Genomic DNA, 22,150 nt, shown 5'->3' on the forward strand with positions numbered 1-22,150 from the left:
ATTATTCCTGCGAAGTAGATGGGACCTGAGAAGTAATATTTAAAATGTTGCCTTGATGGCTGATGATTTGCGCACTGTCACCGGATTTTGCTTCTGCCGGATGATTAAAACGAGCTTGCCAGATAGTACCCCGATATTGTACCTGCCATAATCCGTCGGGTAGCAGCTGACTAAGTATCACTGTCTGACCGTAGTCCGGATCATCAGTTGGTTTGGCCATGTTTTCACGCGGATGCTTCTTTTGCCAGGCACGTACAATGACAATACCCAGAATAGAAAAAACTATTGCAATAACAGCATTGACGCTCTCACTGGTTTTCAGCAGCCATTCAGCCAGACCGGCACTTAGTAATGAGGCACTGATTACCAGCATATAAAAAGTGCCGCTAAACATTTCCAATACAAACAGAACCAAAGCTGCAATACACCAAATCATCATTATCTCCTTAATTTTATAATCTTTAACAGAAATATGTTGTATTGTAAAGTAATTTTAGGATGATAGTATCCGTTGCCTACGGGTTTCGCTCAGAACGATACCAGTGCTGACAGAAACGTTCAGGCTTTCAACGGTTCCGAACATAGGAATGGATACCAATGTGTCACACATATCTCGTGTTAAACGGCGCATGCCATTACCTTCTGCACCCATTACCCATGCCACTGCTTCCGGGGCCGTAAAGTGATATAAGTCATCACTACCGTTCATATCGGTACCGATAATCCAGATACCGCGCTGTTTCAATTCACGGATGGTGCGTGCCAGATTCGTCACTGTAATATAAGGTACTGTTTCAGCAGCACCACAGGCTACTTTACTTACGGTGGCATTTAATCCGACACTTTTATCTTTGGGAGCAATTACCGCGTGAACTCCCATAACATCTGCAACACGCAAACAGGCTCCCAGATTATGCGGATCTGTAATGCCGTCAAGAATCAGCAATAACGGTGGTTCATTCAGATTTTCAAGTACATCTTCTATGTCTACATGTTGTTTGGAAGCATCGATAAAGCCTACTACACCCTGATGGCGGGCATGTTTACTCAAAGTATCGAGCCGTGCCTGATCTGCGCTGATAACGCGCACATTTTCTGCTTCAGCTTTATTTAATACATCGCGCATACGGGCATCATGTTTATCCTCCAGTACATAAAGTTCAATTATGCTGTCTGGATTTTGCCATAAACGGGCATTAATTGCGTGAAAGCCAATGATGAGGCGCTGATTTGACATGTATATTTCATTTAGTGAGTAAAGAAACCAATTATAACGGAAATTGGTGTACTAATCTGATTATACCGGATAAATATCATTCTTCATTTAAAAATGTAATTGTGATGTAATTTGCCTGATAAAAGAAATAAATACCGTTGCCAGGTAATTAAATTTTTCGCTCAGGGTTAAGACGGTATCAGTTACATCTTGATAAAAAATTATTGCTTGTAAAATGTTATCTTTATCATTTATTTAGAATAAAGCAAATTAAACTAAAATATCTTAATGTTCATTTTCAGAGTTTATGAATAAAGTTAAGAATGATGCTTGTATGAGGGGAATGAACTCTGACCGGTAAGAGCTGGTCGGGAATTTAACTTTAATACAGGAAAAATTCTTATGGAATATTATTTATGGGTGCTGGCTAAGTTTCTTGTTGGTTTTATTATTGTCATTCTGCATTTGAATGTAACAGGTAAAACGCAGTTGAATCAGATGACCCCGGTAGATTTTATTGGTAACTTTGTACTTGGCGGTATTATCGGTGGTGTAATTTATAATCAGGATATTCCGATTTATCAGTATATTATAGTGTTGTTAATCGGTGTTTGCCTTATTTCATTATTAAACTGGGTATGCAAGCATGTCAGCTTTATCCGAATGTTTGCTATTGGTGAACCGATTCCGATTATGAAAGACGGACATTTTTTGATGGATAATATTCTGCGTAAAAAGAATAAGATTGATATTCTTAATGTGGCTTCACTTTTGCATGCTCAGGGTATTACTTCGTTTCAGGAAGTCAGTTATGCACAGATTGAGCCCAGTGGTTCGCTGACGGTATTAACTGATAAAGGCAAATATCCTTCATTAATTTTATTTAAGGAAGGAGAGGTGCGTACAACGGAATTGCATCGGATAAATAAGGATGAGAAGTGGCTGGAGCAAAAAATTCAGCAACAGCACCTGACAGAAGATGATTTATTTCTGGTTGAATTCTGGAATAATAGTTTAAATTTTGTACTTCGTAACGGTGAAGTAAAAAAAGATACGCTAAAAAGTTAATTTTTATTGCAGATTAGTGGCTGGAGAAATATCCGGAAAAGGTTACAATACTGTTTTAGGTTAATTTAATTTATTGCTGTGCAGCCACTCGAATATTGTCTTCAGAAAATTTGCCATAGCAGGAATGCTATGGCTTTTCGTTTTCCTTTTCTTTCCTCGGTGCAGCGTCATGCACTGATAGCTTTGTATGCTTTGCAGCAAGAATTAAATGATGTAGTAGAAGATTGTTCTGATGCTAATGTGGCTTTGACAACACTGCGATGGTGGGAGCGACAACTAGATAAGCTGTATAACTCTGATTCTGTTCCTGAACATCCTTTATTACAGGCTTTAAAACCATTTATTATCCGATATTCTTTACCATTGGCTGAAATACTGGCTTTGCCTGATGCACTTCGTACGCAATTAACTCAGGCCAGATTTCAGGATATGGAACAGCTATGCCATTATAGTAAACAGGCAGGGATGGTGCAGGGGCGTTTAACAAGCAGAGTTTTGGGATTCAGTGCAGAACAAACTTTGGAATTTGCCGATAAAGTGGGTGAAATATGTCAGCTGGTGATGATTTACTCACGGATTGGTGCGGATACAAGGCTGGGGAAGCTGTATATTCCAGTAGAGTTATTACAGCAATTTAATGTTCCGGCTCATTTGGTACTTAACCGACACGGTGGAGTTGAATTTACGGCATTGATGAACGCATGGCTTGCTACATTAAAACAGCAGTTTAATTCTGCTCTTGCTTTGCTGCCCTCTGCAGATAACCGCAGGCAGCGCCCCAGTCTGGCCATGCTCGCAGTAGCCTGGGCTCAGCTTAATGAAATTGAGCAGGACGGACTACAAAATATCATGCAATATCAGCTGGTCGTACCGCGACCGCGTCAGCAAAGGTTATTTTGGAAAACATGGTTGTGTGGTTTTCGGCCGGATAGATTAAAAAATGTGAAGCAGGGTGTTTTCTAAGAAAAGTGTGATATGGCGAGTATTATGAGTTATAAGAATTATTTTTGTAATTGAATTATATTTTTAAAATTTTATTGCTTAAATAAATAAAATATTGAAATTATATTTTAATGTAAAAGCGTATGTCTGAGCAATTTTAATTACGCAATAAGGCTGGTTTTTTGTATAATTTATGCCATCATCTGCTTACTTGTGCAGGTGTAAGCAATTTTATTGCTAAATTGCTTCCGGATTAATCCTGTGCTGAGGAACCTCATATGCTCAGAGCAAAAAAAACCTTATTTATTCTGGGTTTAACTGCTGCCTGTTTGCTTTCTGCCTGTTCGCAATCCGAACAGGGAAATAAAACCAGCGATACCAATACGAAAAAAGTAGCCATTACGGCAATTGTTGAACATCCTGCTTTGGATGCTGTACGTCAGGGTGTGATTGATGAACTGCGTGCTGAAGGCTATGAACAGGGTAAAAATCTTCAGCTGGATTTTCAAAGTGCACAAGGGAATACTGCTACTGCCGGTCAGATTGCTAAAAAATTCGCTGGTAATAATCCGGATGTAATTGTTACTATCGGCACGCCAAGCGCGCAGTCTATGGTTGCAGCAACGCGCAAAATTCCGATAGTGTTTGCAGCAGTAACCGATCCGGTTGCAGCCAAACTGGTAACAAGCTGGGAACCCAGCAAAACCAATGTTACCGGTGTATCTGATGAACTGCCTTTACAGCCACAGATTGATTTAATGAAACAAGTGGTACCTAACCTGAAAACAGTGGGTTATGTATATAGCCCGGGAGAAATCAATTCAACCGTTGTGCTCGGACAATTACAGTCTTTACTGGCTAAGGACGGTATTACTGTGGCAGCAGCTCCGGCACAGCGTACAACTGATGTCCCCATGGCTACTAAAAGCTTGCAGGGTAAGGCAGATCTGATTTATACCTCTCTGGACAATAATGTGGTTTCTGCTTATGAATCCATGTACAAAGTTGCCAAAGATATGAAAATGCCCTTGGTGGCTTCAGATACCGACTCAGTAAAACGCGGTGCAGCTGTAGCACTGGGGGTTAATTATCATGAGCTTGGTACAGCTACTGGTAAAATTGTAGGCCGGATTCTCAAAGGAGAGCAGGCTGGTAACATTGCTCCGCAGCGTATGAGCGCAGATCAGCTTGATTTGATGGTAAGTAAATCTCATGCTGCCGAACAAGGTATTACATTTTCGGAGCAATTACTCAAACAGGCTAAATTAGTCGATTAGGATTATAGAAAGCCTCTGGGACGGATACCGTAACATCGGCAAGCTGATTCAGGCTTTGCCGATGTTGTTTTTATTTTCAACCACAATTTATTAATTGGTTAATATGTCTTCTATAGCTTTATTTGGCGCTTTAGAAAGCGGACTGATATATGCTCTCGTTGCTCTGGGTGTACTGATTTCATTCCGTATTCTGGATTTTCCTGATTTAACTGCCGATGGCAGTTTTCCGCTCGGCGGTGCTGTATTTGCCATTTGTGTTACCCATGGTATTAATCCGTGGCTGGCTACTGCACTTGGCGGAGTTGCCGGTGCATGTGCCGGTTTGGTAACAGCATGGCTGCATGTTTCTTTAAAAATCATGCAGCTGTTGGCCAGTATTCTGGTTATGGTTGCTTTGTATTCGGTTAACCTGCGTATTATGGGTGCACCTAATTTGCCTTTACTGGATCAGCCCAGTGTATTTACGCCGTTTTTTAATGCAGACGGAAGCAACCAGTATTGGGTGCAGCCGCTGGTAATTTTTGGTTTTGTGCTGATTGCCAAATTTTTTCTGGACTGGTTTTTTGCTACAGAAATTGGCTTATCAATGCGAGCTACCGGCGTAAATGCACGAATGGCTCGTGCTCAGGGTGTAAATACCTCACGTATTTTACTGTTAGGCATGGCGATATCAAACGCATTTATTGCCTTGGCTGGTGCACTATTTGTCCAGACTCAGGGCGGTGCAGATATATCAATCGGTATTGGCACGATTGTCGTCGGGCTGGCCGCGGTGATTATTGGCGAAACCTTAATTCCAGGAAAACGGTTTATCATCATTACACTGGCTGTTATAGTGGGGGCAGTACTTTACCGTGCATTTATTGCGCTGGCGCTGGGCAGTGATACATTGCAGCATATAGGCTTTGGACCGCAGGATTTAAATCTGGTTACAGCAATTTTAGTTGTACTTGCGCTGCGGTTGCCGGCAATCAAAGGTTACTTTAAAAGGAAATTCAAAGCATGATGCGCGCAGATAATTTACGCCTCACATTCAATGCGGGAACACCAATTGAAAATCCTGCTTTGCGAGGCATGAGTTTAAGTATTGCGGATGGTGAATTTGTTACCGTTATCGGCAGTAATGGTGCCGGTAAATCTACTTTTCTTAATGCTATCAGCGGTGACACCATGGTGGATTCCGGTACGATTACTATTAATAGTAAAGATGTTACCAGTGAACCTGCTTATAAACGTGCGCCATTAGTAGCACGTGTTTTTCAAGACCCTCTTGCCGGTACCTGTGAAGCCTTAACCATTGAAGAAAATATGGCTCTGGCACTGCGGCGTGGCAGCAGTCGTGGTTTGCGTCCGGCTATTAAACGTCAGTATCGTGAACTGTTCCGTGAAAAACTGGCAATGCTTAATCTGGGGCTGGAGAACCGATTGAGCGACAGAATTGGTCTGCTTTCCGGTGGGCAGCGACAGGCTGTCAGTTTGTTGATGGCTTCGTTGCAAAGTTCTAAAATTTTATTGCTTGATGAGCATACTGCTGCACTGGATCCTAAAACAGCCGCTTTTGTACTCGAGCTGACAGACCGTATTGTGCGTGAAAATAAATTAACTGCAATGATGGTAACACATTCGATGCAGCAGGCTCTGGATCACGGATCACGTACTGTCATGCTGCATCAGGGGCGTGTGGTGTTGGATGTGGCTGGTGACAAACGTGCCGGTATGAGTGTGGCGGATCTATTAAAGATGTTCGAACATACTCAGGGCGAAAAAGTATCTGATGATGCTTTATTACTGAGCTAAACCTCTGTGTTTATAAAACAGGCTGTCAGCATTCCTGACAGCCTGATTTTCTGATTGGAAGCATAATGTCTGTACCTGAACTGATTGTACTGAATAAACCCTATGGTGTGATTTGTCAGTTTAGCGCTCATGAAAAACATCCTACCCTGAAGCAATATGTATCATTACCGGATGTCTATCCGGCAGGCCGGCTGGATACGGATAGTGAAGGATTACTTTTATTAACTGCCAACGGGCGTTTACAGGCAAAAATTGCTCATCCAAAGTATAAACTGATAAAAACATACTGGGCACAGGTGGAAGGTAAACCGGATAACGAACGCATGCAGCAATTGGCTGACGGGGTAAATCTGGGCGACTTTATTACACAGCCGGCTCAGGTTCAATTGGTTAATGCTGCTGATAGAGCCCGTTTATGGCCGCGAGTACCGCCAATTCGTGAACGTAAAACAGTAACTGATTTCTGGCTGCAAATTCGAATCAGTGAAGGTAAAAACAGGCAGGTACGACGCATGTGTGCAAAAGTCGGCTGGCCTTGTTTACGTTTAGTGCGAGTAGGAATAGGGCAGCTAGATGTTTTCTCCCTTAAGTTACCTTTGGGAAAGTGGCAGGCTGTCAATCCAAAAGATTTATCATAAATATTTTTTGAATTGCTATAAATTAAAAATAACCCTTATGTTACAAACATAAGGGTTTATTTTATTTCCTAAAATGAAATAATTAATCAGAATGCAGGAATGATGGCACCCTGATATTTTTCTTCAATAAATTTTTTCACTTCAGGTGAAGTCATGGCCTGTTTCAGCTTTTGGATTGCATCACGGTTTTCATCCCCTGTGCGGACAACCAGAATATTTGCATAAGGTGAATCTTTTGATTCAATAAATAAAGCATCTTTGGTTGGTACCAGTTTAGCTTCCATAGCAAAATTGGTATTAATTACAGACAGAGTAGCATCATTTAAAGTACGCGGTAACTGAGGCGCATCCATTGGTGTAATTTTGAGATGTTTCGGATTATCAACAATATCACGTACAGTAGCACTGATACCCGCATCTGCTTTTAATTTAATTAAACCGGCTTTTTGCAGCAATAACAAAGCTCGACCACCATTGGTAGCATCATTTGGAATAGTAACCAGCCCGTCATCAGGTATTTCACTGAGTGCTTTTACTTTTTTAGAGTAAATACCCATCGGTTCTACATGAATATTGGCAATCGGTGTTAACTGCATTTTGTGTTTCTGGACAAAATCTTCCAGATAAGGTTTATGCTGAGAGAAGTTAGCATCTACATCTTTCTCATTCAGGGCGATATTCGGACGTACATAGTCAGTCATCTGAATGATTTGTAAATCAATTCCTTCTTTTTCCAGTAATGGTTTAGCTACCTGAAGAATTTCTGCATGAGGAACAGGTGAAGCAGCAACTTTCAGTATTGTTTTATCTGTTGTTGCAGGAGTACTGCCAGAACTGGCGGCCGGTACGGATTCAGTTTTCTGAGTACATGCTGTCAGTACCGTACTGATTGCTGCCACTGACAATAATGCAAATAACAATTTTTTCATATTTAACCTTGAGTAAGATACGCAATAAAAATATACAGCTGAACATTAACACAAAATGCATGTTACTTGTATTTTTTACATGCATGTTTACTTTGGTTAATAGTTTTTTAACTGGTAATTAAACTGTGCGGCCGATAACAGCTCCACAGTTTAATTTATTCATTTGCCAAGCATTGGCTTAAGGTATTTTCCGGTATAGCTTTTAGGATTGGCTGCAACTTCTTCCGGAGTACCTTCCGCGATAATCGTACCGCCTCCATCACCACCTTCCGGACCCAGATCAACGATATAATCAGCTGTTTTAATTACATCCAGATTATGTTCGATAATAATAATACTATTACCTTTCCCTTTCAGGCGATGAATAACGTCCAGTAACAGAGCTATATCGGCAAAATGTAAGCCGGTGGTTGGTTCATCAAGTATATAAAGTGTCCGCCCGGTATCGCGTTTGGAGAGTTCCAGCGCCAGTTTTACCCGTTGAGCTTCACCACCGGAAAGTGTAGTGGCAGACTGTCCTAATCGCACGTAACCCAGTCCTACGTCCAGCAATGTCTGCAATTTTCGCTTAACTGTCGGTACAGCATCGAAAAATGTGCAGGCTTCTTCCACGGTCATTTCCAGAATTTCACTGATATTTTTGCCTTTGTATTGTATTTCCAGTGTTTCACGATTATAGCGTTTTCCATGGCAAACCTCGCAGGGTACATAAATATCAGGAAGAAAATGCATTTCTACTTTAATAACCCCATCACCCTGACAGGCTTCACAGCGTCCGCCTTTTACATTAAAAGAGAATCGGCCAACTGTATATCCGCGTTCACGAGAAAGGGGTACCCCGGCAAACAGTTCGCGGATGGGTGTAAACAGGCCGGTATACGTGGCAGGATTAGAACGCGGAGTCCTTCCTATGGGAGACTGATCAACATTAATAACTTTATCCAGATGCTCCAGTCCTTTGATATCTTCATAAGGAGCAGGCTCTTCACTGGCGCGATTTAATTCACGTGCAGTAATTTTTGCCAGTGTGTCGTTAATCAGAGTTGATTTGCCACTCCCGGAAACGCCGGTAATACAGGTAATCAGGCCGAGAGGTAAGGTAAGGGTTACATTTTTAAGATTATTGCCACTGGCACCGCTTAATATCAGTAAGCGCTCTTTATCAACCGGACTGCGCTGTTCCGGCATGCTAATGGCTTTTTTCCCGCTCAGATATTGTCCTGTTATAGATTCTTTGCATGCTGCCACCTTTTCAGGTGAAGCTGCGATAATAACTTGTCCGCCATGCTCACCGGCACCGGGTCCCATATCGACAACAAAATCGGCGGCACGGATAGCATCTTCATCATGCTCAACGACAATTACGCTGTTACCCAGATCGCGCAGATGTTTCAGTGTATCGAGCAGGCGGTCATTATCTCGCTGGTGCAGGCCGATAGACGGTTCATCCAGTACATACATGACACCTGTCAGGCCGGAACCAATCTGGCTGGCCAGCCGGATACGCTGAGCTTCACCACCAGATAAGGTTTCAGCACTGCGTGCCAGACTCAGGTAATTCAGGCCGACATTAATGAGAAAACCAAGACGCTCATTAATTTCTTTAAGAATTTTTTCAGCAATCTGTTTTTTATTACCTTCCAGATTCAGATTCTGGAAAAAATCCAGTGTAGCTGTTAACGGCCATGCATTGACATCAGGTAATGATTTTCCACCTATATAGACATATCGTGCTTCTGTTCGCAAACGGGCACCGCCGCAGGCCGGGCAGGCTCGATGACTTTGATACTGGGCTAATTCTTCGCGTACAGTAGCGGAATCTGTTTCGCGGTAGCGCCGCTCCAGATTAGGCAGAATACCTTCAAACGGATGACTGCGGGTAAATTTTGTGCCCCGTTCAGACAGATAGGTAAATTCAATCTGCTCTTTACCGGAACCATAAAGAATAATACTCCGGATTTCTTCCTTTAATTCATTAAATGGCGTATTAACGTCAAATTTAAAATGTTGCCCGAGTGACTGAATCATCTGGAAATAGAAAGTATTACGTTTATCCCAGCCCTTGATTGCTCCAGCGGCCAGCGATAAATCCGGATGCATTACTACTCGTTCAGGATCAAAATAATCCATGCTGCCGAGTCCGTCACAACTGGGACAGGCTCCGACAGGGTTGTTAAAGCTGAAAAGGCGTGGTTCGAGTTCCTGCAGACTATACGAACATACCGGACAGGCAAAGCGTGCTGAAAACCAGTGTTCTTTACCACTATCCATTTCGATAGCCAGAGCACGCTCATTGCCCAGACGCAGTGCAGTTTCAAAACTTTCAGCCAAACGCTGTTTGATATCAGCGCGTACTTTTACCCGGTCAATAACCACATCTATATCATGCTTGATGTTTTTTTGCAGTTTTGGTACTTCTTCAATCGCGTATACCTCACCATCAACACGCACCCGTGCAAAACCCTGTACCTGTAAATCAGCAAAGTATTCAAGAAATTCACCTTTGCGACCGCGCACTGCCGGAGCCAGAATCATTACCCGGCTTTCTTCAGGCAGGTTCAGTATATGGTCAACCATCTGGGAAACAGTCTGACTGGATAAAGGCAAATTATGTTCAGGACAATACGGTGTGCCGACACGTGCATACAATAAGCGCAAATAGTCATGAATTTCAGTGACTGTTCCTACGGTAGAGCGCGGATTATGACTGGTTGCTTTCTGCTCAATGGAAATAGCTGGTGACAAACCTTCAATTAAATCTACATCCGGTTTTTCCATCATTTGCAAAAACTGGCGAGCATAGGCCGACAGGCTTTCTACGTAGCGTCGTTGTCCTTCTGCATACAAAGTATCAAAAGCCAGTGAGGATTTACCACTACCAGACAAACCGGTAATGACAACCAGTTGATGACGGGGAATATCCAGATCTATATTTTTAAGATTGTGTGTGCGTGCACCGCGAATATGAATCGTATCGTTATCTGACATAATGCCTTGCCCAAACTAGCTGGATAAAAGAGGATACTGGCTTTAATTAAATTGCTGTTTATTAAAACCATCCGGTATTATACCTATTTCAAAACGCTAATTTAAAGCTATCAGGTAAACGTTTTAATGTTTTCGTAAAATAAATTCCTTAAAATCAATACGTAACTCTTGACTTCGTAATAAGTAAATTAAAACGGGCACATTTCCCAGCGCCACAATCATGTATAGGGCATTAATGCTGTTAAACAGCCAGATCAGTACAGCACTTAATATGGCTGCACAAACCATAAACAGACCGTTGATAATATTATTGGCAGCAATTGCATGCGAACGGAACTGATCGCTGCTGGCTGTTTGCAGCCATGTGTATAATGGCAATGAGAAAAAGCCGCCGGAAAAACCAATACCGATTATGCAAATCATTATTGCCATGCTGTCCGGTCGGCCGATAAATGTACCGATACCGGCAACTGGCAGATTAGGTTGTGACGGTGTGAACCATACCAGCAGCAGACCGAATATACTCAGACCGATTGTCCCGATCACAACCAGACTAAGATGTAACTGATGGCGGCTAATCCGTGCACAAACAATTGAACCCGTACCTATACCAAGGGAGAAGAGCGTTAGCATTAAATTAAATACAGCCTCGTTTCCACCAAGATTCAAACGGGTAAAAGTAGGGAGCTGGGTTATATATACAGAACCAATCAGCCAGAACCAGGAAATACCGATTATGGCAATCCAGAGATTTTTTTGCAGATAAGTTTGCCGAAGTAACTGTTTTGTACTCCGCATGATGTTTGAATCAATATATTGCTGTGGAATTTGTGCGGGTACCCTTGGCATAAATATACTGGCAATCTGCCCAAGAATAGCGACGAACAGCAGGATACTAAACAGCCATGCTGTATTGGTGCCAGCCAGAATAGTACCTAAAATCTGCCCGAATAATATGGATAGAAAAGTACCGCTTTCGATCAGGCTATTACCGTTGAGTAGTTCATATTTAGGGAGATATTCTGGTAATACCGCATATTTCAACGGACCGAACAAAGTAGAATGTGTGCCCATCAGAAACAGGCATAACATCAATATTGTGACAGACTGCATCCAAAAGCCGATACCTGCTATCAGCATAATGCAGATTTCAGCAGTTTTTATCCAGCGCGCCAGAATGGCTTTATCCATTTTATTAGATAATTCACCAGATAATGCAGAGAAAAGAAAAAAGGGCAGAATATATAGCAGGGCACCAGCATTCAGCATCTGGCTTGCTGGTAACCATGAATTAGCACCAAGCCCATAAAAACTGATTAAAACGAATAATGAGGTTTTAAACAAATTATCATTAAACGCACCAAAAAACTGAGTACCAAACAGCGGTAGAAATCGTCTGGTACGGGCAAAAGCAAACTGGTTGCTGGATGGGAGCATATCAGGTGTAGACATAAATAACCTTACCAATACATATGTTGTGGTTACAGGGTGCCGGTGAGGTCATTCAGTACAAAATGCTGACCACATAAGATGAGATATTGTTGCTGTAAACGCCCTATAATATTGTTTTCAGCATCACAAAGCTGAACATAATCGGCTTTGCGAAACCAACGAAGGCTTTCTTGCTCTGATAATTGCTGCAATATCTGCCATTGTGCCGGACAGGCTTGCTGGTCTGTTTCATCAGTCTGTGCTTTAACAGCATAATAGCCAGTAGCTCCATCAGTATAAGCTGAATTATCTTCATCCATGAGTACCAGAAAACCAAGATGACAGTTGTCCGGGCTGTTAATACTAAAATAAAACATAGTCAAAAATTTCTTTTAATTCTGAGAAGAGCTTAGTCAAATTATTTATTCTGCTGGGAGGATTCTAGCAGTTTATAAATGTTTGTGTATGCTAATATGCATGCTTTTGTGTACAGAAAAGCGTACTGGCTTTGAAACGTATTGCAAATAGACATGATATTTGGTTAAAACACTGACAAATATTTGTTCAGATTGATTGAATCATGTATTTAAAATGGGTCAGTGCGCAGAATTTTTGGTTTGTTTTAGTTTGAAATTATGCTTTATCTCTTAATTGCTTCATTTATGTGGGGTAGCTCATTTATTGCTACAAAAATGGCTTATGACATGCTGGATCCGTCACTTGTGGTACTCGGCAGGCTGATATTGGCAGCAGTAGTTACCTTACCCATCACGTGGAGCTATTTTAAAAACCATAATGTCATTTCCAAAGTACAACTGATCAAAATTATCGGACTAGGATTGCTGACATATCCTGCAACTTATCTGTTACAGGTTACAGGTTTGAAACTTATTCCTGCGGTCAATGCGGTCACCATTATTGGTATGGAACCAATTATTATAGTACTGGTGGGTCTGATTTTTTTTCGCGAAAAAACACCATTGCTGGTATTTATACTGGGCATTGTGGCTTTTATAGGGGTGTTGCTGGTAGTGGGTAAACCAGAAAAGGCCAGTGGTAATACTGCATTGTTGGGAGCCTCGCTGGTATTTACTTCAACTATTGTCATGGCTTTCTGGATACGTTTGTCACAAAAGTTACTACGCGAAATAGATGTTAAGATATATACAGCCTTAACGTTGCAAACGGGTACTGTATTTGGTTTGCCGTTTATGCTGTTTCTAGTTGAAAACTGGGATATTCATTATTCTTTTCAGGGTATTGGTGCTATAGCTTATCTGGGTATTGGATGCAGTCTGCTGGCTGCATGGTGCTGGAATAAAGGGCTGGAAAATGTTTCTGCCAGTGTGAGCGGGATATTTCTGGCTATGGAACCGGTTTTCGGAGTAATAACGGCCATTCTGTTATTGAATGAAACGGTAAATATACAGGCTTTTGCCGGAATAGTTATGGTTATTGGAGCGGCAACTACCTGTATATTTATTCCAAAAAAGAATTAAATTTATATAGCTAAAAATAAAAGGTTAGTGAATGTACACTAACCTTTTTGAGTTAATTGCAATGATATGCTGTAAAACTACAGATTGGTCAGCTTAATTTTCTGACCGGGACGTAATACTTGTTTCCCATGTACTTTTTGCAATTTACTTACAGGAATATTCAGGCGCTGAGCTATGCTGCTAAGCGTATCGCCTTTTTTTACCGTGTATGAAACAGGGACTACACCGGATTTGGAGTCTTTACCTTTACGTACAGTAGCCAGTATCCGTTTATTATCCTGATTCGGGCTAATTTTCAGTACCTGACCAACCTGCAGATTATGACCGCGCAGATTATTGGCAGTAACCAGATCAGCTACATTAATATTATAGCGCTGGGCAATTGAATACAATGTATCACCCTTATTTACTTTATGAGCAATATTACTGCGGCTGTCCGCAACGTTGATGACATTGCGTGTTGTGCGTTCATTACGGTTTTCTGTCAGACGGGCAGCAGTCTGAGCTTCTTCACGTTCAGCCTGTGCCAGTGCTTTTTGAACGGAAGCTGCAGCAGCTGCCTGTAATTGCGCATCCTGTGCAACCTGCATCAGTGCATCCTTATTGGTTGCAACAGGGGCAGGCAATTCTGCCGGGGTTGCTGCGTTTTCAGCCACGGTTATGGTTTGGGTTTGTACTGTTGTATTGACCGGTGACGGCTGGTCAGTATTCAGTACAGTGGATGTTGTGGTTGTAACTGTTTCAGTAAGAGCTGGTACAGGTGCATTGCCGGTATCAGTAACTTTATCAGCCTGGGCAACAGTGGTTGCTGCCGGATGAGTCACAAACGTGCCCGGAGGTAATACTGGTTTTGCCATAGCAATATTCAGTAATGGATCTGTATCACTGTTGCGGAAAGAATCCATAAGCTGAGTGTTCAAACTATTTTTACTGATAAGCAGGCTGCGACCGGCTGGTACAGTATTGCTGGTCAGATTATTCAATCGCTTGATTTCAGCACTGCTCATTCCAGTTTGTGCAGCTAAATCAGCTACACTGGTGGTTGAATATGCTTTAAAGATATTCCATGAAAGCAGCGTATTTTTATCTGCGTTGCGGTAATTGCGTTCAAAAGTATTTACTGCGGTAATAGGCAGCAGCATTTTACGATTTTCTTTAGGAATAAAAACCGGACTCTTGAAACTTGGATTAAGGGTTAGAAATTCTGAAGTCGAAATATTCGCCAGTCGGGCAGCTGCATCAATATCAATTGGCTGATCAATGCTGATTGCTTCAAAGTAAGGACGGTTCGGTACGGAAACCAGATTAACACCAAAGGCCTGCGGATTTTCGATAATATTCCGCACAGCCAGCAATTTCGGCACATAATTACGGGTCTCATTTGGCATGCGCAGATTTTCATAGGTAGGATCTATACCCGCCAGCTGAGCACGTTTAATGGCCTTACCAACATTACCCTCTCCCCAGTTATAGGCCGCAAGAGCCAGTGACCAGTCACCAAACAGGCTATAAAGATATTGCAGATAAGTTAAAGCAGCATCGGTCGCTGCATATACGTCGTGACGACCATCATACAGATTAGTCTGCTCCAGTCCGTACTGTCGACCGCTGCTGGGCATAAACTGCCACAGACCGGAAGCTCCTACCCGTGACTGAGCTTTGCTGACGAAAGCACTCTCAATAAACGGCAGTAAAGCCACTTCAGCCGGCATCTGACGTTTTTCTGCTTCATTTACGATGTGATATAAATAAGGCTGGCTGCGCACAACCGTGCGGTTAAAGTAATCGCTGTGGCTTGAATAATACTGCTCCTGCCGGCGAATAATTTCAGGATTAACCTCTGTCATACGGAAATCCTGACGCAAGCGGCCCCAGATATCATGATTGGAATTCGCTTTTCCCTTCAGGGTAGCCGCATTTAGATTCATTATTGATAAGCCAATACCATTACTGGTGTAAGATTGGGCAAATGATAATGAGGGAGCAAGTATCAGGCCAGTAAGTGCCAGTACCATATGCTTCAATTTAGCCATTCGTTTAACCGTAAAATTTGTGCAAAATCCTATTAATATTAAAGAGGAAGTTCTTAACGGTCAAGGATAAATCCCTATTTTTACAGTAATGATGTAAATGCAATAAAATAATTCAATAGTCTGCAGCTTAGATTTAATATGGTACATAATGGTGTTTAAATGAATACTCAGCAATTGGAAAACTGGCTGGCCGAACATAAATATGGTCTCTATTTAAGCCGGCTGGAGCAGCAGTTCATCCTGCATAAATTAGCAGGGTTGCGTTTTGGCACCATATTACAATGCGGTATATCACAATGGCAGTTCCGGCATGTTTTTGCAGCTGATTCCCAGTATATTGTACAAAGTAATATAGTCGATTGTGGTACAGCAGTTATTGCTGAATCTAAGGCCTTACCCTGGGCTCAGCAAAGTATAGATACCATTATCTGGCCTCATGGTCTGGATACTTTATCCGATTATGAAGAGTCTATAGCTGAAATAGCTCGTGTTCTGGTGCCCGGTGGGCATCTTGTAATGACCGGCTTAAATATTCATGGATATTGGCGCCTGTTTTATCAGAGCAGTCTGAAAGGCCATTCTGCTTTAAAGTTACTGTCTGCTCGTACGGCTGTTGATAAGATGCAACGCTTTGGCCTGTTTCTGGAAGAAGGACAGTTTATGGGTTATGGTATTCCGGCCTGTTACGGTGATAGTCACAAGGCTATAGAATATATGGGTAATCGCTGGTGGCCACATCTGGCAGCTGTTTACGGGCTGGTACTGGTCAAGCGAACTGTACCGCTCACTTTAACTGCGCAGAATGCAAATATATTACTGAATCCAGCACCATCGGTTGCTTTGAAAAGCATAGAATAAGAGCGATAAATTCACTCTCTAAAATAAACAAAAACCTGAGCTATCACTCAGGTTTTTGTTTAATCAAATTCAGGCAGCCTTATCTGTATCACAATCCAGCTTTTTGTCCATAAGTTCCTCAAATTCGCGCATACACTCACTGGCGATTGCCAGCATATTATCAATTTCCTTTTTGGAAATAATTAGCGGAGGAGCAGCTACGATGTGGTCACCGCAGGCGCGGAAAATCAGATTGTTCTTAAAAAAGATATCCCGGCAAATCAAACCTGTAGCGCCGAAATCGTCAAAGAACTCGCGAGTATCACGATTTTTTACCAGTGTAAAACCACACATCAATCCTTCACTGCGAATATCAGCAACATATTTAAACTGACTGAATGTTTCCTGCCAGCGTTTGTGCATATAAGGACCTGTTTTATTACGTACCTTTTCAATCAGATTCTTTTTATCAATTATATTCAGGTTTGTACAGGCAACTGCGGCTGAAACCGGATGCCCGCTGTAAGTAAAGCCATGATTAAACTCACCCCCGGACAGTAGACCTTCTGTTACTTTGTCATTGACCAGAACTGCCCCGATTGGTAAATAGCCGGAAGACAGTCCTTTAGCGGTCGTAAAAATATCTGGCGTGAAACCAAAGGTTTCGAATCCAAACCATCTGCCAGTACGCCCATAACCGCAAATTACTTCATCAGCTACCAGTAGTACGTCATATTTTTTACAGATGGCTTCAATTCGTGGCCAGTAACTTGCCGGAGGAATAATCACTCCGCCAGCACCCTGAATCGGTTCTGCAACAAACGCTGCAATTTTGTCCGCACCCAATGACAGAATTTTTTCTTCAAGCCAGTTAGCAGCACGAATGCCGAATTCTTCTTCACTTTCACTAGTTTTGGCTAAGCCGTAATACCAGGGTTGTTCAATATGAACTATATTGGCAATCGGTAAATCACCTTGCTCATGCATGCCTTTCATACCTCCCAGACTTGCTCCGCCTAAGGTAGAGCCGTGATAGCCGTTCCAGCGACCAATGATCACTTTTTTAGAAGGCTTGCCGACAGATGCCCAGTAATGGCGCACCATACGTATCATGGTATCAACCGATTCAGAACCGGAGTTGGTATAAAACACATGATTAAATCCCTCCGGTGTGATTTCAACCAGTTTTTCCGATAATTTAATGATTGCAGGATGGGTTGTTTTGAAGAAAGTATTGTAAAACGGCAGCACTTGCATTTGTTTCTCGGCAATTTTAGCCAGTTTTTTTTCTCCGTATCCAATATTGACACACCACAACCCGGCCATACCGTCAATGATTTCATTGCCGTCACTATCATATACATAAATGCCTTTTGCTTTAACCATCATGCGTACACCGTGCTTTTTAAGCTCAGCATTATCGGAAAATGGATGTAAATGATGTTTTACAGCCAGTCTCACATCGGTTTTATTACTCATAAAAACTCCTTTGTTTTAAAATGTTATAAGCAATCATTCAATGTACAAGTACAAGAATAACAGTTGAAATATGCTATTGAGATGGTTTCAGACATGCAATAACAGATATTTGCGCTCCCAAGGGCTGATAACACGAAAATATTCTGAAACTTCCTGCTCTTTTACGGCAATGTACATCTCAACAAAGCGCTGACCCAGTATTTCATGAATTGGTTCACACTGGCGTAAACGTTCTATTGATTCTTCCAGTGTAGTAGGGAACTGATAAGGTAATGAATACGCATTACTGCTCAGCGGAGCACGCGGTTGTAGCTGTTCTTTAATTCCCAGATAACCACAAGCCAGTGAGCAGGCAATCGCCAGATAAGGATTCACATCTACTCCGGCCAGCCGGTTTTCAATCCGTTTTCCTTTGGCTTTAGCACGCGGGACACGTAAACCTACAGTGCGATTGTCATAACCCCATTCAACATTAGTGGGTGCAGCTGTAAACCGGGTCAGCCGGCGGAAAGAATTAACATACGGAGCAAAAAAGGGCATGGTTTGCGGCAGGTATTTTTGCAGGCCGCCAATAAAATGAAAAAATAGTTCTGAAGGAGTGCCATCATCACTGCTGAATGCATTATTACCATTCTCTACGTTGTTCAAACTCTGATGGATATGCATGGCACTGCCCGGTTCTCCTTCCATAGGCTTAGCCATAAAAGTGGCATACATTTTATGATGAAAGGCAGATTCACGTACTGTGCGTTTGAATAAAAATACCTGATCGGCTAAATCCAGAGCATTACCATGCAGGAAATTGATTTCCATCTGTGCTGCACCAATTTCATGAATCAGCGTATCAACTTCAAGGTTTTGTTCATGGCAGTAGTCGTAAATTTCTTCAAACAGAGGGTCAAATTCATTTACTGCATCTACAGCATAAGACCGTCGTCCGAATTCACTGCGTCCGGTACGGCCGATCGGAGGTTGCAGGGGGACATCCGGATCGGGGTTGGGTGAAATCAGATAGAATTCCATTTCCGGAGCAACGATGGGTTCCAGCCCCATATTTTCATACAATTTTAATATGCGTTTGAGTACATTGCGCGGCGCAGTTTCAACCGGTAAACCGTCAGGAGAGAAGCAATCAAATATTAGTGATGCTGTCGGATCCTGAGCCCAGGGAACAAAGCGCAGAGTAGTCTGGTCTGGCTTTAACTCCATATCCGCATCTGTTTCATCCAGAAGGCTGGATTGTGGATATTCTCCGGTTACTGTTTGCAATAATACTGCCTCGGGTAGTCGCATATCCGGTTCAGATATAAATTTATCTTTCGGAATAATTTTACCGCGAGCCACACCTGTAATGTCCGGTAAGATACATTCTACTTCAGTGATACCATGTTCTTTAAGCCAGTTAAATATGTCATCATACATAAGTCACCTTAAAATGATTCCTTTTGCCTGTGCAATTTATATTGCATACATGCTTCACGAAAAGCTTTAAAAATAGCGATAGAAAGCGGCTTATTCCCATATTGCCATTCCGGATGCCACTGTACTGCATAGCCAAATATTGACGCTGCATCAATCCTGAATGCTTCAATAAGACCATCTGGAGCAGTTGCTTCTATGCTAAGCCCGGGTGCTAACGTTTTTACTCCTTGCTGATGTAAAGAATTGACCTGATACTGTTTGTGGTCTGTTGCCAGCCACAGCATCAATAAACTGTCTGTTTTCAGATTAACCGCATGCGCATCGCCATATTGAATTTCAATTGGCTGATTATCGGGTTCACGATGATCCAGATAACCGGGTATTTCCTGTATATGCTGGTGAAGGTCACCACCAAGTGCTACATTGATTTCCTGCAAACCGCGGCAAACACCCAGAAGTGGTATACCACTATCAATAATATATTTAATTAGCGGTAAAACAGTATGGTCACGGGCAGCATCCTGTAACATTCCCTCTCGTGCCGATATTTCACCATACCATTTCGGGTCTATATTTGAATAAGAACCGGGTAAAAAAACACCATCAACCAATTTGAGCAGGCGAGTTAAAACTTCCTGATCAGACAGTACCGGAAGTAAAATAACATCACCGACACTGTCCTGAACCGCATGAATGTATTTTTCACCTACAGCGTGAAAATTCCACTTACCTATCTGCTTTACATCACATGGTATGCCTATAATTGGACGCGGCTGCATAAAATTGTCTCAAAAGATTAATAGTTAAAACAATTTTGAATTTTATGATTCATAATCCCATGAGAAAAACAAAATGGCAAGAAAACTTAACCCAAATTGAAAACAATTCGATTTATAGATAACAAAAGATATCAATCTATACGCTTAAAAATAAATTTTTAGAATTAAATTAAAAATATTATGGTTATATTGATGCCAAGATTATTTGTTGTTTTTGCTGGTGTGAAAATCTACTGACTAAGAAATAATTACTGTTGTTATCGATTATGTTAATTGATTGTTAATTATATAATATAATTACGAAATACAGATAAGTATGTTTTGCTGATTACGCCACTAAAGCAAGAGAAAAATAATCTAAAGTATATCTTTGCGACAATCCGACCACGGAATAAAAAACTCAGTACTTCTGGATGGTATCTGAATATTCAGACATATTTTAATTTGGAAATTTAGAGATAGTACAGTTACCTTGGATAGTACATAAAAACATGTTATGTGCTCAGGTAATAATATTCATGTATTCAAAGATTTGATTTGATATTAATTCTGCTTAACTTATTTGTCTGTTACTGATACCAGATAAATATAAAACATGATTGAAAAGCCCTGAATTTATTCAGGGCAAAATTTTATAACGAAAGACCTAAAATCGCCGTTGTAATTTAGCCGCTAAAATAATACTTGCAGCCAGTTCTTCAATAGATTTATGAGTTGTATTGGTGTAAGGAATATTAAAACGGCGGAACATATCTTCAGCTGTTAAAATTTCATGCCGGCAATTATCACGACTGGCATAACGGGAATCAGGACGGCGCTCTGAACGAATATGATGCAAACGATCTGCATCTATGGTTAGCCCATATAATTTTTGCCGGAATGGTTGCAGCATTCTAGGTAATTCACTGCTTTCCAGATCTTCTGGAATAAGAGGATAATTTGCAGCACGAATTCCATACTGTAATGCCAGATAAAGACAAGTAGGCGTTTTACCGCTGCGAGAAACGCCCATCAGAATCACATCAGCTTTTTTCAGTTCGCGATCGGTAATTCCGTCATCATGATTCAAAGCAAAATTAATTGCTTCCATTCTTTTATCGTATCGTTCTGTATCATGCATTCCGTGAGTTCGGCCAATGGAGTGATTTGCCTCTGTGGCGAGTTCATCTTCAAGCTCACCGATAAATGCATCGTAAAAGCTCATATGCAGCCCGGCACTGGTTTTGATCAGTTTACGGACATTTTCATCAACAATGCTGGAAAAAACCAAAGGACGTGTTTCACTGTGATTAGCAGCATTATTAATTAACGCAACAATTTCACGTGCTTTTTTTTCAGTGTCTACAAAAGGGTAGGTAGCACGCTTAAATTCTATATTGTCAAACTGGTTTAATAAAGCCAGACCCATACTTTCGGCAGTAATGCCGGTACGGTCGGAAACAAAAAAAACTTGACGTACTGGTTTCATAGTTATCTGCATAATTCAGAGTTCAAAAAGCGGCGACTAAACGAATTATCCATCGTAAATGAAGTTTCTTCCAGCTCATGCTTAAATATTGGATTATTTTCAACATATGTTCTTAAAATATAAAATTAAGCTGAATATGCAATATTTAAGCAATAAAATTAATATTTTATTGAATGTAAAAGATATTTATGAAATAAAATTGCTGAAAAATTAATTATTTTGATATGTTAATCCAATTAATTGAGATTTAAATTAAAATATTCAAGGTATCAAGGATTTGTATCTGAATAGTGTTTGATTAGTGATAAATTATCCTCAATTAAGGCCGGATAAATAGCCAAAAATAC

General features: G+C 41.3%; 19 protein-coding genes. 8 read left to right on the forward strand and 11 right to left on the reverse strand.

From position 1 onward, the window contains the following. Position 1: 1 nt before the first annotated feature. A complete protein-coding gene (locus tag H3T84_RS09690) occupies positions 2-436 on the reverse strand; it encodes an NfeD family protein (RefSeq protein ID WP_232346166.1) in 435 nt (144 codons plus the stop codon). 57 nt (positions 437-493) lie between these two features. Continuing rightward, positions 494-1,237, reverse strand: coding sequence for a 23S rRNA (guanosine(2251)-2'-O)-methyltransferase RlmB (rlmB, locus tag H3T84_RS09695; RefSeq protein WP_198218974.1), 744 nt, complete (start codon positions 1,235-1,237; stop codon positions 494-496). A gap of 381 nt (positions 1,238-1,618) precedes the next feature. On the opposite strand from rlmB, the gene H3T84_RS09700 reads away from it, so the two are divergent. The 6 genes from H3T84_RS09700 to H3T84_RS09725 all read left to right on the forward strand — a co-directional run bounded on the left by H3T84_RS09700 (position 1,619) and on the right by H3T84_RS09725 (position 6,938). Next, positions 1,619-2,284: a DUF421 domain-containing protein gene (locus tag H3T84_RS09700; protein WP_025330626.1), complete on the forward strand. Its 666-nt coding sequence runs from the start codon at positions 1,619-1,621 to the stop codon at positions 2,282-2,284. A gap of 129 nt (positions 2,285-2,413) precedes the next feature. Further along, on the forward strand, positions 2,414-3,247 hold the full coding sequence (locus H3T84_RS09705) for a squalene/phytoene synthase family protein (RefSeq protein ID WP_198218975.1): 834 nt from the start codon (positions 2,414-2,416) through the stop codon (positions 3,245-3,247). A 257-nt stretch (positions 3,248-3,504) separates the two neighbouring features. Continuing rightward, positions 3,505-4,503: an ABC transporter substrate-binding protein gene (locus tag H3T84_RS09710; RefSeq protein ID WP_198218976.1), complete on the forward strand. Its 999-nt coding sequence runs from the start codon at positions 3,505-3,507 to the stop codon at positions 4,501-4,503. Between the two features lie 103 nt (positions 4,504-4,606). Further along, a complete protein-coding gene (locus H3T84_RS09715; protein WP_025330629.1) occupies positions 4,607-5,509 on the forward strand; it encodes an ABC transporter permease in 903 nt (300 codons plus the stop codon). Next, entirely contained in the window at positions 5,506-6,300 is a 795-nt protein-coding gene (locus tag H3T84_RS09720) for an ABC transporter ATP-binding protein (protein ID WP_037393448.1), read from the forward strand. The genes H3T84_RS09715 and H3T84_RS09720 overlap by 4 nt, the downstream gene beginning before the upstream one ends. 65 nt (positions 6,301-6,365) lie before the next feature. After that, positions 6,366-6,938 carry a pseudouridine synthase gene (locus tag H3T84_RS09725; RefSeq protein WP_198186010.1) on the forward strand — a complete coding sequence of 191 codons (573 nt, stop codon included), beginning with the start codon at positions 6,366-6,368 and terminating at the stop codon, positions 6,936-6,938. A gap of 86 nt (positions 6,939-7,024) precedes the next feature. Here H3T84_RS09725 and H3T84_RS09730 read toward each other — a convergent pair whose 3' ends face one another. The 4 genes from H3T84_RS09730 to H3T84_RS09745 form a co-directional block, all read right to left on the reverse strand. Further along, positions 7,025-7,867 carry a MetQ/NlpA family ABC transporter substrate-binding protein gene (locus H3T84_RS09730; protein ID WP_100115461.1) on the reverse strand — a complete coding sequence of 281 codons (843 nt, stop codon included), beginning with the start codon at positions 7,865-7,867 and terminating at the stop codon, positions 7,025-7,027. Positions 7,868-8,026: 159 nt separating this feature from the next. After that, the gene (gene uvrA, locus H3T84_RS09735; RefSeq protein ID WP_198218977.1) at positions 8,027-10,855 is read right to left on the reverse strand and encodes an excinuclease ABC subunit UvrA; all 2,829 of its coding nucleotides are present in this window, start codon (positions 10,853-10,855) and stop codon (positions 8,027-8,029) included. A 123-nt stretch (positions 10,856-10,978) separates the two neighbouring features. After that, on the reverse strand, positions 10,979-12,307 hold the full coding sequence (locus H3T84_RS09740; protein WP_232346165.1) for an MFS transporter: 1,329 nt from the start codon (positions 12,305-12,307) through the stop codon (positions 10,979-10,981). 29 nt (positions 12,308-12,336) lie between these two features. Further along, the gene (locus H3T84_RS09745; protein WP_198218978.1) at positions 12,337-12,663 is read right to left on the reverse strand and encodes a hypothetical protein; all 327 of its coding nucleotides are present in this window, start codon (positions 12,661-12,663) and stop codon (positions 12,337-12,339) included. 258 nt (positions 12,664-12,921) lie between these two features. Between H3T84_RS09745 and H3T84_RS09750 the strand changes: the two genes are divergently transcribed. After that, positions 12,922-13,785, forward strand: coding sequence for a DMT family transporter (locus H3T84_RS09750; protein WP_198218979.1), 864 nt, complete (start codon positions 12,922-12,924; stop codon positions 13,783-13,785). Between the two features lie 77 nt (positions 13,786-13,862). Here H3T84_RS09750 and H3T84_RS09755 read toward each other — a convergent pair whose 3' ends face one another. After that, the gene (locus tag H3T84_RS09755; protein ID WP_198218980.1) at positions 13,863-15,818 is read right to left on the reverse strand and encodes a LysM peptidoglycan-binding domain-containing protein; all 1,956 of its coding nucleotides are present in this window, start codon (positions 15,816-15,818) and stop codon (positions 13,863-13,865) included. 159 nt (positions 15,819-15,977) lie between these two features. Here H3T84_RS09755 and H3T84_RS09760 point away from each other — a divergent pair, with 159 nt between their 5' ends. Beyond that, on the forward strand, positions 15,978-16,676 hold the full coding sequence (locus H3T84_RS09760; RefSeq protein WP_198218981.1) for a class I SAM-dependent methyltransferase: 699 nt from the start codon (positions 15,978-15,980) through the stop codon (positions 16,674-16,676). Positions 16,677-16,745: 69 nt separating this feature from the next. On the opposite strand, the gene H3T84_RS09765 is transcribed toward H3T84_RS09760, so the two are convergent. The 4 genes from H3T84_RS09765 to H3T84_RS09780 all read right to left on the reverse strand — a co-directional run bounded on the left by H3T84_RS09765 (position 16,746) and on the right by H3T84_RS09780 (position 21,803). Continuing rightward, positions 16,746-18,134: an aspartate aminotransferase family protein gene (locus H3T84_RS09765; RefSeq protein WP_198218982.1), complete on the reverse strand. Its 1,389-nt coding sequence runs from the start codon at positions 18,132-18,134 to the stop codon at positions 16,746-16,748. Positions 18,135-18,221: 87 nt separating this feature from the next. Next, complete coding sequence (locus tag H3T84_RS09770) at positions 18,222-19,556, reverse strand: glutamine synthetase family protein (protein WP_198218983.1); 1,335 nt, start codon at positions 19,554-19,556, stop codon at positions 18,222-18,224. An 8-nt stretch (positions 19,557-19,564) separates the two neighbouring features. Further along, complete coding sequence (locus tag H3T84_RS09775) at positions 19,565-20,335, reverse strand: gamma-glutamyl-gamma-aminobutyrate hydrolase family protein (protein ID WP_198218984.1); 771 nt, start codon at positions 20,333-20,335, stop codon at positions 19,565-19,567. Between the two features lie 646 nt (positions 20,336-20,981). Next, a complete protein-coding gene (locus H3T84_RS09780; protein WP_198218985.1) occupies positions 20,982-21,803 on the reverse strand; it encodes a pyruvate, water dikinase regulatory protein in 822 nt (273 codons plus the stop codon). Positions 21,804-22,150 lie beyond the last annotated feature (347 nt).

This window comes from Snodgrassella sp. M0110, assembly GCF_016101465.1.
Classification (GTDB): Bacteria; Pseudomonadota; Gammaproteobacteria; order Burkholderiales; family Neisseriaceae; genus Snodgrassella; species Snodgrassella alvi.